This window comes from Achromobacter marplatensis (assembly GCF_049060505.1).
Lineage (GTDB): Bacteria > Pseudomonadota > Gammaproteobacteria > Burkholderiales > Burkholderiaceae_B > Achromobacter > Achromobacter marplatensis_A.
In genome coordinates this window covers 1-11,946 of record NZ_JBMGRB010000014.1, presented here as the reverse complement: position 1 = coordinate 11,946, position 11,946 = coordinate 1, and the positions used below count along the sequence as shown (strand labels likewise).

At 61.4% G+C, this 11,946-nt stretch carries 12 protein-coding genes and 1 other RNA gene; 8 read left to right on the top strand and 5 right to left on the bottom strand.

The window, feature by feature from the left end; translation table 11 throughout:
- Position 1: 1 nt before the first annotated feature.
- The 3 genes from ACI0FO_RS26930 to ACI0FO_RS26920 all read right to left on the bottom strand — a co-directional run bounded on the left by ACI0FO_RS26930 (position 2) and on the right by ACI0FO_RS26920 (position 3,783).
- Positions 2–1,606 carry a gamma-glutamyltransferase family protein gene (locus tag ACI0FO_RS26930; protein WP_416031682.1) on the bottom strand — a complete coding sequence of 535 codons (1,605 nt, stop codon included), beginning with the start codon at positions 1,604–1,606 and terminating at the stop codon, positions 2–4.
- A gap of 193 nt (positions 1,607–1,799) precedes the next feature.
- Positions 1,800–3,305: a tripartite tricarboxylate transporter permease gene (locus tag ACI0FO_RS26925; RefSeq protein ID WP_104145126.1), complete on the bottom strand. Its 1,506-nt coding sequence runs from the start codon at positions 3,303–3,305 to the stop codon at positions 1,800–1,802.
- A gap of 13 nt (positions 3,306–3,318) precedes the next feature.
- Positions 3,319–3,783 carry a tripartite tricarboxylate transporter TctB family protein gene (locus tag ACI0FO_RS26920; protein WP_100853131.1) on the bottom strand — a complete coding sequence of 155 codons (465 nt, stop codon included), beginning with the start codon at positions 3,781–3,783 and terminating at the stop codon, positions 3,319–3,321.
- A gap of 479 nt (positions 3,784–4,262) precedes the next feature.
- Between ACI0FO_RS26920 and ACI0FO_RS26915 the strand changes: the two genes are divergently transcribed.
- From ACI0FO_RS26915 to ACI0FO_RS26900, 4 genes are all read left to right on the top strand, one after another.
- Positions 4,263–4,709, top strand: coding sequence for a hypothetical protein (locus ACI0FO_RS26915; RefSeq protein ID WP_199196963.1), 447 nt, complete (start codon positions 4,263–4,265; stop codon positions 4,707–4,709).
- Positions 4,709–5,020: a cell division protein ZapA gene (locus ACI0FO_RS26910; RefSeq protein ID WP_105560464.1), complete on the top strand. Its 312-nt coding sequence runs from the start codon at positions 4,709–4,711 to the stop codon at positions 5,018–5,020. The genes ACI0FO_RS26915 and ACI0FO_RS26910 overlap by 1 nt, the downstream gene beginning before the upstream one ends.
- 32 nt (positions 5,021–5,052) lie before the next feature.
- Positions 5,053–5,235: non-coding RNA, 6S RNA (gene ssrS, locus ACI0FO_RS26905), on the top strand.
- Positions 5,236–5,338: 103 nt separating this feature from the next.
- Positions 5,339–6,097 carry an SIMPL domain-containing protein gene (locus ACI0FO_RS26900; RefSeq protein ID WP_416031681.1) on the top strand — a complete coding sequence of 253 codons (759 nt, stop codon included), beginning with the start codon at positions 5,339–5,341 and terminating at the stop codon, positions 6,095–6,097.
- Here the strand turns inward: ACI0FO_RS26900 and lgt are convergent.
- Entirely contained in the window at positions 6,072–6,860 is a 789-nt protein-coding gene (gene lgt, locus ACI0FO_RS26895) for a prolipoprotein diacylglyceryl transferase (RefSeq protein WP_105560466.1), read from the bottom strand. The genes ACI0FO_RS26900 and lgt overlap by 26 nt on opposite strands.
- 133 nt (positions 6,861–6,993) lie before the next feature.
- On the opposite strand from lgt, the gene ilvD reads away from it, so the two are divergent.
- The 3 genes from ilvD (at position 6,994) to msrA (ending at position 9,630) form a co-directional block, all read left to right on the top strand.
- The gene (ilvD, locus tag ACI0FO_RS26890) at positions 6,994–8,679 is read left to right on the top strand and encodes a dihydroxy-acid dehydratase (protein WP_416031680.1); all 1,686 of its coding nucleotides are present in this window, start codon (positions 6,994–6,996) and stop codon (positions 8,677–8,679) included.
- Positions 8,663–8,998 carry a c-type cytochrome gene (locus tag ACI0FO_RS26885; RefSeq protein WP_416031679.1) on the top strand — a complete coding sequence of 112 codons (336 nt, stop codon included), beginning with the start codon at positions 8,663–8,665 and terminating at the stop codon, positions 8,996–8,998. The genes ilvD and ACI0FO_RS26885 overlap by 17 nt, the downstream gene beginning before the upstream one ends.
- Positions 8,999–9,075: 77 nt before the next feature.
- Positions 9,076–9,630: a peptide-methionine (S)-S-oxide reductase MsrA gene (msrA, locus tag ACI0FO_RS26880; RefSeq protein ID WP_416031678.1), complete on the top strand. Its 555-nt coding sequence runs from the start codon at positions 9,076–9,078 to the stop codon at positions 9,628–9,630.
- 154 nt (positions 9,631–9,784) lie between these two features.
- Here the strand turns inward: msrA and hppD are convergent, their stop codons facing one another.
- Positions 9,785–10,897, bottom strand: coding sequence for a 4-hydroxyphenylpyruvate dioxygenase (gene hppD / locus ACI0FO_RS26875; protein ID WP_416031677.1), 1,113 nt, complete (start codon positions 10,895–10,897; stop codon positions 9,785–9,787).
- Between the two features lie 156 nt (positions 10,898–11,053).
- Here hppD and ACI0FO_RS26870 point away from each other — a divergent pair, with 156 nt between their 5' ends.
- Positions 11,054–11,530 carry an Lrp/AsnC family transcriptional regulator gene (locus tag ACI0FO_RS26870; RefSeq protein ID WP_105560471.1) on the top strand — a complete coding sequence of 159 codons (477 nt, stop codon included), beginning with the start codon at positions 11,054–11,056 and terminating at the stop codon, positions 11,528–11,530.
- Positions 11,531–11,946 lie beyond the last annotated feature (416 nt).

Genomic DNA, 11,946 nt, shown 5'->3' with positions numbered 1-11,946 from the left:
ATCAAAAGCCGGCGGCGAGTCCATCCCGCCGACTGTCGCTGGCGCTGACATAACCGTCCACGGCCGGGTCGCCCAGCCGCCAGATGAATTGACCCGAACCAAAGTCCATATAAGGGTCGTCGATGCCTTCCAGCACATGGCCGCGCGCGCGCAGGCCCTGCGCCACGGCCGGGGCAAGGCCGGCCTCCACATCCACTGCCAGCCCCTGGTTCCACTTCCAGCGCGGCGCGTCGCAGGCGGCCTGCGGCTGCTGGCCGTAGTCCAGCATGCGCACCAGCGTCTGCACTTGTCCCTGGGGCTGCATATTGCCGCCCATGACGCCGAAACTCATGACGGGGGCGCCGTCGCGCATCAGGAAACCGGGGATGATGGTATGGAACGGGCGCTTGCCGCCCGCTACCACGTTGGGGTGGTCGGGCTGGGTGCTGAAACAATGCCCGCGATTCTGCAGGCTGACGCCCGTGCCCGGCACCACCACGCCGGAGCCGAAGCCCATGTAGTTCGACTGGATGAAGCTGACCATCATGCCGTTCTTGTCCGCGGCGGTCAGGTAGACGGTGCCGCCTTGGGGCGCATGGCCGGCGGCGAAAGCCTGAGCCACGCGGGGGTCGATCATCCGCGCGCGTTCCGCCAGGTAGTCTGGCCGCAGCATCTGTTCGGGCGTCATCCGCATGTGGCGCGCATCGGCCACATGGGCGTAGACATCCGCGAACGCCAGTTTCATGGCCTCTATCAGCAAGTGCTGGGTGTCGGGATGGTCGACGGGACGGGACGCCAAGTCGAAATTCTGCAAGATGCCCAGTGCGATCAATGCCGCAATGCCTTGCCCGTTGGGCGGGATCTGATGGAGCGTATGGCCGCGGTACGGCTGGCTGATGGGCGTCACCCATTCGGGCGCGTAGTCGCGCAGGTCCGCCAGCGTCAGCGCGGCGTCGTGCGCTTGCGCATGCGCCACCAGCTTGTGGGCGGTCTCGCCTTCATAGAAGTCGCGGCCGCCGGTAGCGGCGATGCGCTTGAGTGTTGCCGCGGCACTTGGCAGCACGAAGTGCTCGCCGATGTGGGGCGGGCGGCCGCGGGGCAGGAAATGTTCCGCGAATCCGGGCTGCGGCTGCAGGATGTCGGCCTGCGCCGCCCATTTTTCCTGCACGATCGGCGACACGGCATAGCCGCGTTCCGCGTATTCGATGGCAGGCGCCAGCACATCGGCAAAGGCCAGGCCGCCCAGTTTTTCATGTAGGGCGGCCCATCCGGCCACGCAGCCGGGCACGGTCACGCTGTCCCAGCCGCGCATCGGGATCACGCCTTGATGCTTGCGGCGAAAGTAGTCCACGTTCCACGCGGACGGCGCCGTTCCAGATGCGTTCAAACCATGCAGCCTGGAACCGTCCCAGACAATGGCGAAACAGTCGGAACCCAAGCCGTTGCTGACCGGCTCGGTCAGCGCCAGCGTGGCGGCCGCGGCAATGGCGGCATCCACGGCGTTACCGCCAAGGGCCAGGATCCGCAGGCCCGCTTGAGCGGCGAGCGGTTGCGACGTGGCGACCACATTACGAGCGAACACCGGAATCCGGGTGGTGGGGTAGGGATTCTTCCAGTCGAAATTCATGCCGAATCATCGCGTGGGGTAAACCCGTAGCTTAACGTAGATGCCGGGAACACCCTACGCTTAGTAGTGTGTTGTAGTCATTGGTAGCTTTTTCCAGGAATGGCTTCTGCCCCGCGCAAAGAAAAAACCCCCGGGGCAAGCCCCAGGGGTTTTAGAAAAGAAAGACCGCCGCCGCAAGGCAGCGGCCCAAGCTTTACTCTTCTTCGACGAAGGTCTCTTCGCGCTTCTTGCGAATGGCCGGCAGCGCAACCAGGATCACCAGGAACGCCGCCACGGCCAGCAGCGAAGCCGACAGCGGGCGCGTTACGAAGGTGCTGAAATCGCCACGCGACAGCAGCAGTGCACGGCGGAAGTTCTCTTCCATCATGGGGCCCAGAACCAGACCCAGCAGCAGCGGTGCGCCTTCGCACTTCAGCTTCGACCACACGTAGCCGATGACACCGAAGATCGCCGTGGTGAAGATGTCGAACGAGTTGTAGTTCAACGAATACACACCGATCGTGCAGAACACCAGAATCGCCGGGAACAGGATGCGATAGGGCACCTTCAGCAGCTTGACCCACAGGCCAATCAGCGGCAGGTTCAGCACCACCAGCATCAGGTTGCCGATCCACATCGAGGCGATCAGGCCCCAGAACAGCTCCGGGTGGCTCGTCATGACTTGCGGGCCGGGCTGAATGTTGTGAATCGTCATTGCGCCGACCATCAGCGCCATCACGGCATTACCGGGAATACCCAGCGTCAGCAGCGGGATGAACGAGGTCTGGGCTGCGGCGTTGTTCGCCGATTCCGGGCCCGCCAGGCCGGCCGGGTGGCCCTTGCCGAAGCGTTCCGGATTCTTCGAGATCTTCTTTTCCAGCGTGTAGGACGCGAAGGACGAGAGCACGGCGCCACCGCCCGGCAAGATACCCAGGGCCGAACCCAGGGCCGTTCCGCGCAGCACGGCGGGAGCAGCTTCCTTGAATTCCTGCTTGTTCGGGTACAGCGAGCCGATCTTGTCGGTGATGTCGACGCGGTTTTCCTTCTGTTCCAGGTTGGTCATGATTTCGGCGAAGCCGAACACACCCATGGCCACGATGGCGAAGTCGATACCGTCTTGCAGTTCCGGAATGCCGAAGTCGAAGCGGGCAACGCCCGAGTTGACGTCGGTGCCGACCATGCCCAGCAGCAAGCCCAGGATGATCATCGAGATCGCCTTGGGCAACGAGCCCGAAGCCAGCACCACAGCGCCGACCAGACCCAGGCACATCAGCGAGAAGTACTCGGCCGGGCCGAACTTGAAGGCCACTTCAGCCAACGGGGGCGCGAAGGCGGCCAACAGCAGCGTGGCCACGCAACCGGCAAAGAACGAGCCCAGCGCGGCAATGGCCAGCGCGGCGCCTGCACGGCCGTTGCGGGCCATCTGGTGACCGTCCAGCACGGTGACCACCGCGGACGTTTCCCCTGGCAGCGCCACAAGGATCGCCGTGGTCGAACCGCCGTACTGCGCGCCGTAATAGATGCCCGCAAGCATGATCAAGCCAGCAATCGGGGGCAACACATACGTGATCGGGAGCAGCATCGCGATGGTCGGGACCGGGCCAATACCCGGCAACACGCCAATCAGCGTGCCCAGAATGCAGCCCAGCAGTGCATAGGCCAGGTTCTCGGGCGTGAACGCCACCGAGAAGCCCAACATCAGGTTGTCAAACAATTCCATGACCGGTTGCTCCTTAGTTCATGCCCAGAAAGGACGGCCACAGCGGGAAGATCAGCCCCAGCCCCTTGACGAATGCCAGATACGAGAACAGCACCAGGAAGATCGCGTTGGCGACGGCGACCTTCAAGCTGAACTCATGGCTGGCCAGGCTGCTTACGACAACCAGGATGAATACCGAAAGGTAGATGCCCAGCGGCTTCAGAATGAAGCCGTACAAGACCACCGACCCCACGACCAGAAAAACGATGCGCCAGTCGAACTTGTCGATGTGCGTTTCGTGCGCTTTCTTGGAAAGCGAGCCAAGCAGCACGATGGCGCCCAGCAAAGCCAGAACAATGCCTAGCCAGAAAGGAAAGTACCCGGGGCCCATTCGGGCTGCAGTACCCATTTGGTAGCTGCTGGCTTGCCAGGCGAATCCCAGTCCGAGGGCGATGAACATCACCCCAGACCAGAAGTCCTGTCGATTGCGTAGCTGCATGATTGGTTGGCTCCTATTTACAGCATGTAGATAAAAAGTTTGTAGCCGGATGGGACCCGCCGAAAGGCGAGTGACAGGCACAAAAAAGGCACTTCGGGGTGCCATTAGTTCTTCTGAAAGCGACGGCGTGGATTCTTGAAAGGGCGAATGGTAATGGACGCCTGCCACGCTGCAAACCCTGTAAGCTCGGTGAAAGCCTGGGGTTTTCCCTAGAATTCGGGTACTCCCGATCCCCAGATGTAACGGCAAGGGAAGATTGAGGGCTTTTTGAAAGCTAAGTGAAAGTTTATAGAAAGAAATGCGAAAGCCGGATCGGCCGGATGCAGGGAATTTGGACGAGGGGGACGACATTTCCGCGGTTGTCATCGGCCGGCATTGCACCGCCAGAATCACGCGCCTATTTCCTACCGAATATTGCCGGGTTTCTCAACGCGCGTGAAGAGGCCCGATTGAACTCAGGATGGTTTACGATAGCGCCCATGCTGCAAGATCTAGACCAACTCGCCGCCCGAATCGGGCAACTGGTGCAACGCACCCGCCAACTCCACGCAGAGCGTGACGCGTTGCGCCTCCGCCTGAATGACTTCGAAGCTGAACAGCGTGTGCTGAAGCAGCGCGCCGCCGAGCGCGAAGCCGAGATCGTCACGCTGCAAAGCAAGCTTCAGGATCACGATGGCGCGGTCACTGCGATGCTCGAGCAGGCCCAGCAGGCCGAAGCCGCCTTGCGTGAGCAGCTCGCCCGTGAGTCCACCGAACGCCAGTCGCTTGAATCGCGTTTCTCTGCCCGGGAAACCGAACTGCAGGGCAACCTGCAAACCCGCGACACTGAACTACAGCGCTTGCGCGTGGCCGCCGCCGCGGCCCGTGAGCGCATCGACGCCGTGCTCGCCCGATTGCCGGGCGCACCGTCTGGAGAGCAACACTGATGGAACGCGTAGATGTCACCATATTGGGACGCGACTACTCCCTGGCCTGCTCCGCTGAAGAGAAGCCCACGCTCATGGCCGCGGTGCGCCACGTCGATCAACTGATGCTGCGCATCCAGGGGTCGGGCAAGATTTCCAGCAACGAGCGCATCGCCGTGATGGCTGCTTTGCAAGTCGCGGGCGAGCTTCTCGCCATGAAAGCGCCGGATGGTCCGCTAGGTGGTTTGGCAGTTGGCGACTTCAAGCGTAGAATTGAGGACATGAACGCAGTACTCGATGACGCCTTATCGGGTCAGGAAAAACTGCTCTAACTGTTCATAAGCAGTATTCAAGAATTTTCAGTTTGTCCCTGCCGTGTCCGTGACTAGGCCATACATTCTCTGAACCTATGCTTTCGGCATATGGTTGCGGGAGTGTAGAGCTGGAGTGATCGTCTCTCGTAGACGAACCCGACGCTCTGCGGAACGCGACCACCTCTTACCTTAGGGTTCGAGATGCCGGCCTTGACGGCACAGGCGGGGCATTTATCCCAGCGGGCCTGCCCTAAGCGCAGGTCCGCGTCGGGTGCTTCACCATCCCCCCTTGCCCCTCCCAGTCCTTTCCTTTGTCCTCCCTCCTAGGACCCGTCCATGTTCAAACACCCTGTTTTTTCGCTGACGAAACTCGGCGCAGCGTGCGCAGCCGTGGCCGCCATCGCTGCCGTTCAACCCGTGTATGCGCAAGCGCCCGCCGCGCCCGTTGCCACGGAATCGTCCGCGAATCGCTCTCCGGAAATGACGTTGCAGGCTACCGCGTCTTCCGAGGTCAAGCAGGACACGGTTCGTATTTCGTTGTCTGCGGAAGTTGAAGCGCCGGATCAGCCAGCCGCCGGCAAGAAGTTGACCGCGGCGCTGGACGATGTCGTCAAACGCGCGCGCGATACCAAGGGCGTGGAAGTCCGCACCGGCGGCTACAACGTCTGGCCCAACACCAACAGCAAGGGAAAGATCGGCACCTGGCGTGGCCAGGGCGAAGTGGTGCTTGAGTCGAAAGACTTCGAGGCCGCAGCCGCGTTGGCATCCAAACTGTCGGACAAGACTGCCATTTCCAACATCAGCTTCTCGTTGTCGCGCGAAGCGCGCGACGCCGAAGAACGCAAGTTGCTGAAAGAAGCAGCGCAAGCTTTCAAAGACCGTGCACTGGCGGCGGCCAATGCGTTCGGCTTCTCGGGCTATCGTCTGTCCAAGCTGGAATTGGGCGGTTCGGGCGGCCCGGTGCCGATGCCGCGCATGCTGGGCGCCGCGGCCATGGCCAAAGATGCCTCTGGCGGCTACAACCCGGACGTCCCGCTGGAAGCGGGAGACGTCACGGTCAGCATCGCCGTCAACGGGACGATCGTTTTGCAGTAAGGCCGAACATGATGGCGCCCAAGGCGACCATCGGCAGGGACAGCCACTGTCCCATGCTCAATCCACCCGCGAGCAGGCCCAGGAAGTTGTCTGGCTCGCGGGTGAACTCCACCAGGAAGCGGAACGTTCCGTAACCCATCAGGAAAAGCCCGCTCACCTGTCCAAGTGGACGCGGCTTGCTCGAAAACCACCACAGCAGTGCAAACAGCACGATGCCTTCCAGGCCCAGTTCGTACAGCTGGGAGGGGTGGCGCGCCAAGCCGTCGCCGCTGTCGGGGAACACCATGGCCCAAGGCACGTCGGTCGGCCGGCCCCACAGTTCACCATTGATGAAGTTGCCCAGCCGGCCGAAACCCAGGCCCAGCGGAATCAGCGGGGCGATGAAGTCGCTGACCGCGAAAAATGGCAGCTTCTTCTTGCGCGCGAACAGCAGCATGACCAAGATCACGCCGATCAAGCCGCCATGGAACGACATGCCGCCTTGCCACAGATACGCGACTTCCAGCGGGTGGGCCAGGTAGTACCCGGGTTTGTAGAACAGCACATATCCCAACCGGCCGCCCAGCACCACGCCCAGCACGCTATAGAAGATCAGGTCTTCCAGGTCCCGCACGTTCAGCGACGTAGTGTGGCCGCTGGTGATGCGGCGTCGGCCAAGCAAATACACCAGGGCAAAGCCCGCCAGGTACATCAGGCCGTACCAGTGGATGGCAAGCGGCCCGATCTGCAAGGCGATGGGGTCGAATTTTGGATATTGCAGCATGTTCTGCCCGACACAATAAAGTTGAATGATAATAACCGGCGAGCACTGAAGATTCGCATGCAGGCAAGCGAGCCAGCTTCCTTGGGCGCGTTCGCCATGTCCGCGCCCCGACGGCCGATAGGAGAGACAGACCATGCCGAACAACGAACGTTCCCGCCATATCACCCACGGCGTCGCGCGCGCGCCCAATCGCGCCATGTATTACGCGCTGGGTTATCAGGAAGCCGATTTCGAAAACCCCATGATCGGCGTGGCCAACGGCCATTCGACCATCACGCCGTGCAACAGCGGCCTGCAGCGTCTGGCGGACGCGGCCATCGATGCCATCCGGGCCTCGCGGGCCAATCCCCAGGTATTCGGCACACCCACCATTTCCGACGGCATGTCGATGGGCACCGAGGGCATGAAGTACTCGCTGGTCTCCCGCGAGGTCATCGCAGACTGTATTGAAACCGCCGCGCAGGGCCAGTGGATGGATGGCGTGGTGGTGATCGGGGGCTGCGACAAGAACATGCCGGGCGGCATGATCGCGCTGGCGCGCACCAATGTGCCAGGCATCTACGTCTATGGCGGCACGATCAAGCCGGGCCATTACAAGGGCAACGATCTCACCATCGTTTCGGTCTTCGAAGCCGTGGGCGAATACACGATGGGCCGCATGCCCGAAGCGGATTTCAAGCAGATCGAGAAATGCGCCATTCCCGGCTCCGGCTCTTGCGGCGGCATGTACACGGCCAACACCATGAGCTCGGCGTTCGAGGCCATGGGCATGAGCCTGCCGTACTCCAGCACGATGGCCAACGAAGACGACGAGAAAGTCGTCTCGGCTGCGGAATCGGCGCGGGTGTTGGTGGACGCGGTCCGGCGCAACCTGCGCCCGCGCGACATCATCACGCGTGAGTCCATTGAAAACGCGGTCTCCGTCATCATGGCTACCGGCGGTTCCACCAATGCCGTGCTGCATTTCCTGGCCATTGCGCATGCCGCCGAAGTGCCGTGGACCATCGATGATTTCGAATGCATCCGCAGGCGTGTCCCCGTACTGTGCGACCTGAAGCCATCCGGCAAATATGTCGCGACCGATCTCCACCGCGCGGGCGGCATCCCCCAGGTCATGAAGGTGCTGCTCAACGCCGGGCTGCTGCATGGCGACTGCATCACCATCAGCGGCAAGACGATCGCGGAAACCTTGGCGGATGTGCCGGATGCGCCCCGCGCGGATCAAGACGTCATCATGCCGCTGGACCGCGCGCTGTATCCCCAAGGGCATCTGGCCATCCTGAAAGGCAATCTGTCGCCGGAAGGCTGCGTGGCCAAGATCACCGGCCTGAAGAATCCCGTCATGACCGGCCCTGCGCGCGTTTTCGATTCCGAAGACGACGCCATGACGGCCATCATGGCGCGCCAGATCAAGGACGGCGACGTGGTGGTCATCCGCTACGAAGGCCCCAAAGGCGGTCCGGGCATGCGCGAAATGCTGGCGCCCACCTCCGCGCTGGTCGGGCAGGGCCTGGGTGAAACCGTGGGCCTGATCACTGACGGTCGCTTCTCCGGCGGCACCTGGGGCATGGTCGTCGGCCACGTCGCGCCAGAGGCCTTCGTGGGCGGTCCGATCGCGCTGATACAGGAAGGCGATTCGGTTACCATCGATGCCCACAAGCTGCTGTTGCAGCTCAATATCAGCGACGAAGACCTGGCGGCTCGTCGACAGGCCTGGGTTCAACCCAAGCCGCGTTATACACGCGGTGTGCTCGCCAAGTTCGGCAAGCTCGCCAGCACCGCGAGCCGTGGGGCAGTAACCGATGCATTTGAAGATTAGTCTGTGGGTGGCTATGGCCGGCGTCTTGGGCGCTGGCGTGGTTCAGGCGCAAACCACTGGTCTGGACCTGGCCAAGAGCAAAGCCTGTATGGCCTGCCATCAAGTGGAGGCCAAACGCGTCGGCCCACCCTTGAAGAGCGTGGCCGAACGCTATGCGGGGCAGGGCGACGCCATGGTGGATTACCTGGCCGGCAAGATCCGCGGGGGCGGCCGCGGCGCCTGGGGCGCCGTGCCCATGCCAGCGCAAACGCATGTCAGCCAGGAAGACGCCCGTCTGCTGGCCGAATGGATCTTGTCGCTGGCGCCGCCCAAGCAGTAGTCTTATTGTCTATGCCCCGCGCATGAAGCCGGGGGTGCCGGCCGCAGGCAAGCGGCCGTCTACAGAAAGGAATCGTCATGGCAGAACAAGCATCTCCGGGCAATGAAGTCGCCGTTCTTGGCGGCGGCTGCTTCTGGTGCGTCGAAGCGGTTTTCACCGAATTGAAGGGCGTCAAAAGCGTGCTGCCCGGCTATAGCGGAGGCCACGTGGACAATCCCACCTACGAGCAAGTGTGTGGCAAAGACACCGGCCACATCGAGGTCGCGCGTGTGGAATTCGACCCCTCGGTACTTTCGTACAGCGACCTGCTCCGCGTCTTCTTCGCCACTCACGATCCCACCACCCCGGGGCGCCAAGGCAATGATGTCGGCCCGCAGTACGAGTCGGCGATCTTCTGGCAGAACGAGTCCCAACGTGAACAAGCCGAGGCCGTGATCGCCGAAGTCCAGGCCCAGAAGGTCTATGACGCGCCGATCGTCACCAAGCTGTTGGCCCCCGTCAAGTTCTGGCAGGCAGAGGACTACCACAGCAATTATTTCGCCCTGCATCCCGAACAAGGCTACTGCCAGTTCGTGATCGCGCCCAAGGTGACCAAGTTCCGCAAGCAGTTCCAGGACCGCCTGCAGCGCTGAATCCCAGCGGCCCGACGGAAAAAAAGCGCCCATGGCGCGCATGCTCGCTGGCCCCCGCAAGGGGGCTTTTTTTTGGACAAAAAAAACCTCACCACCAGGTGAGGCTTCAAAGCCGGCGCCAGTGCCAGGCACCGAACGCCGGCGGGGGAAGCAGTTAGTCGACGTTCTTCACCACGCCACGGCGCATCTGGTCCAGTTCGATCGATTCGAACAGAGCCTTGAAATTGCCTTCGCCAAAACCATCGTTGCCTTTGCGCTGGATGATCTCGAAGAAGATCGGTCCGATCTGGTTTTCGGTGAATATCTGCAAGAGCAGGCCGCCGCCGGGGGCGCCGTCAAGCAGGATGCGGTTCTTCTGCAGGCGCGCGACGTCTTCACCGTGGTTGGGCAGGCGGCGGTCCAGCAGTTCGTAGTAGGTTTCCGGGGTGTCCAGGAACACTACGCCCGATTCCCGCAGCGCTTCGATCGTGCTGTAGATGTCTTCGGTGGCCATGGCGATGTGCTGGATGCCCTCGCCGCGGTACAGGTCCAGGTATTCCTGGATCTGGCCCTTTTCCTCCGTACCTTCCTCATTGATGGGAATGCGGATATTGCCGCAGGGCGAGGTCATCGCCTTGGACTTCACGCCCGTCACCTTGCCTTCGATATCGAAGTAGCGCACTTCGCGGAAGTTGAAGAGGCGTTCGTAGAATTCCGACCACTCCGCCATGCGGCCCTTGTGCACGTTGTGCGTCAGGTGATCCACCAGCGTCAGGCCGGCGCCGCGGTGATTCAGGTCGGCTTGCGCGTTGCCCGGATCGACCGGCACGAAGTCCACGTCATAGATGCTGATGTCGCCAATGCCGCCGTGGCCTTCCTTGCCCGTCCAGCGGTCAACCAGATAAATCAGCGAGTCCCCGATTCCCTTGATGGCCGGAATGTTCAATTCCATCGGGCCGCTGTGGGAGTCGAAACCCCAGGCGCCCAATTCCAGCGCGCGCTTGTAGGCGGCATTAGCGTCCTGAACGCGGAAGCCAATCGCACAGATCGACGGGCCGTGCAGGCGAGCGAAACGTTGGGCGAAGGAATCGGGTTCGGCATTGATCAGGAAGTTGACGCCGCCTTGACGGTACAGGGTCACATCCTTGTGGCGGTGTTTTGCGATGGCTTTGAAGCCCAACAGTTCGAATACTTTGCGCAGCGCGGCGGGATCCGGCGCGGCGTACTCGATGAACTCGAACCCGGCGGTGCCCATCGGGTTGTCCCAGGGTTGGAAAGCGCTGCTCATGTGTTTGCTCCCTTGCATCATTTTTCAGGACGACTTGTTGTTCAAGTCTAGGCAGACATTGTAGGAAGGAACGTCAGGCAGACAATTGCAAACATGTCGTGAAACCGGGTGTTCTGGGCAATAATATTGCCGTATTGGAAAATATAAGGGCTAAAAATGTCGGATATAGAGCTAGATCGGACAGATCTCAGGATTCTGGCTGAATTGCAGCGTGATGGACGCCTCAGTAACCAGGAATTGGCAGACCGCGTCTCCCTGTCGCCTAGCCCTTGCCTGCGCCGGGTTCGGCGGTTGGAAGAAAAAGGTTTCATCAAGAAGTACGTTGCGCTGATCGACGCCGAAAAGGTGGGCTTGGGGCTGCTGGCCTACGTGAACATCCGCCTGAATAAGCACAGCGGGTCGAGCCATGCCCCAATGAGCGACTTCGCCCGCGACGTGCAGCTTTGGCCGGAAGTGGTCGAGTGCTATGCCATGTCCGGCGACATGGACTACCTGCTGCGGATTCAGGTGGCCGACCTTGCTCACTTTTCCCGTTTCGCCATGGACACGCTGATGCGCCACCCCGCGGTCATCGACATGCGATCGTTCTTCGCCCTCCAGCAGATCAAGGAAACCACGGAGCTGCGGATCTGATAGGGCGGTCTCTATATAGGAAGGAAGGAGTTGTTACCCCCACGCGGTCCTGACAACACGGGGTGGCCCGGCATAGGTATGCGGCGGACGCTCTATATATAGAGCGTCCGCCGCCCTTGGCTCGGGTGTGTCCCTAAAAAATTCATGTTTCTGCAACGCGGGCGTCATGCTTGCCAGGAACAGCGATTTTTCTGTGCTATAGTCTCGCTCCTTCGCAGTTCAGGCAGTTTTTTGAACAGCGGGGCCAAGCAAGCACAACAGGCAAAGCAAGGGCATCCCGGGGCAACCCAACGGACACTCAGCCAAGCCTGCCGCGATAGGGTTCAGAAGTTAGAGCCCAGCGGTTATTGCAAGGATTGCAGCAAATCAGGCAAAAGCCAGTTGCGCAATCTGCAAAAATCGTGCTATAGTCTTGG

What these genes read in the sequence shown, in the direction of transcription:
- ACI0FO_RS26930 (WP_416031682.1), bottom strand. Translation starts at nt 1,606, where the DNA reads ATGAATTTCGACTGGAAGAATCCCTACCCCACCACCCGGATTCCGGTG.
- ACI0FO_RS26925 (WP_104145126.1), bottom strand. Translation starts at nt 3,305, where the DNA reads ATGGAATTGTTTGACAACCTGATGTTGGGCTTCTCGGTGGCGTTCACG.
- ACI0FO_RS26920 (WP_100853131.1), bottom strand. Translation starts at nt 3,783, where the DNA reads ATGCAGCTACGCAATCGACAGGACTTCTGGTCTGGGGTGATGTTCATC.
- ACI0FO_RS26915 (WP_199196963.1), top strand. Translation starts at nt 4,263, where the DNA reads ATGCTGCAAGATCTAGACCAACTCGCCGCCCGAATCGGGCAACTGGTG.
- ACI0FO_RS26910 (WP_105560464.1), top strand. Translation starts at nt 4,709, where the DNA reads ATGGAACGCGTAGATGTCACCATATTGGGACGCGACTACTCCCTGGCC.
- ACI0FO_RS26900 (WP_416031681.1), top strand. Translation starts at nt 5,339, where the DNA reads ATGTTCAAACACCCTGTTTTTTCGCTGACGAAACTCGGCGCAGCGTGC.
- lgt (WP_105560466.1), bottom strand. Translation starts at nt 6,860, where the DNA reads ATGCTGCAATATCCAAAATTCGACCCCATCGCCTTGCAGATCGGGCCG.
- ilvD (WP_416031680.1), top strand. Translation starts at nt 6,994, where the DNA reads ATGCCGAACAACGAACGTTCCCGCCATATCACCCACGGCGTCGCGCGC.
- ACI0FO_RS26885 (WP_416031679.1), top strand. Translation starts at nt 8,663, where the DNA reads ATGCATTTGAAGATTAGTCTGTGGGTGGCTATGGCCGGCGTCTTGGGC.
- msrA (WP_416031678.1), top strand. Translation starts at nt 9,076, where the DNA reads ATGGCAGAACAAGCATCTCCGGGCAATGAAGTCGCCGTTCTTGGCGGC.
- hppD (WP_416031677.1), bottom strand. Translation starts at nt 10,897, where the DNA reads ATGAGCAGCGCTTTCCAACCCTGGGACAACCCGATGGGCACCGCCGGG.
- ACI0FO_RS26870 (WP_105560471.1), top strand. Translation starts at nt 11,054, where the DNA reads ATGTCGGATATAGAGCTAGATCGGACAGATCTCAGGATTCTGGCTGAA.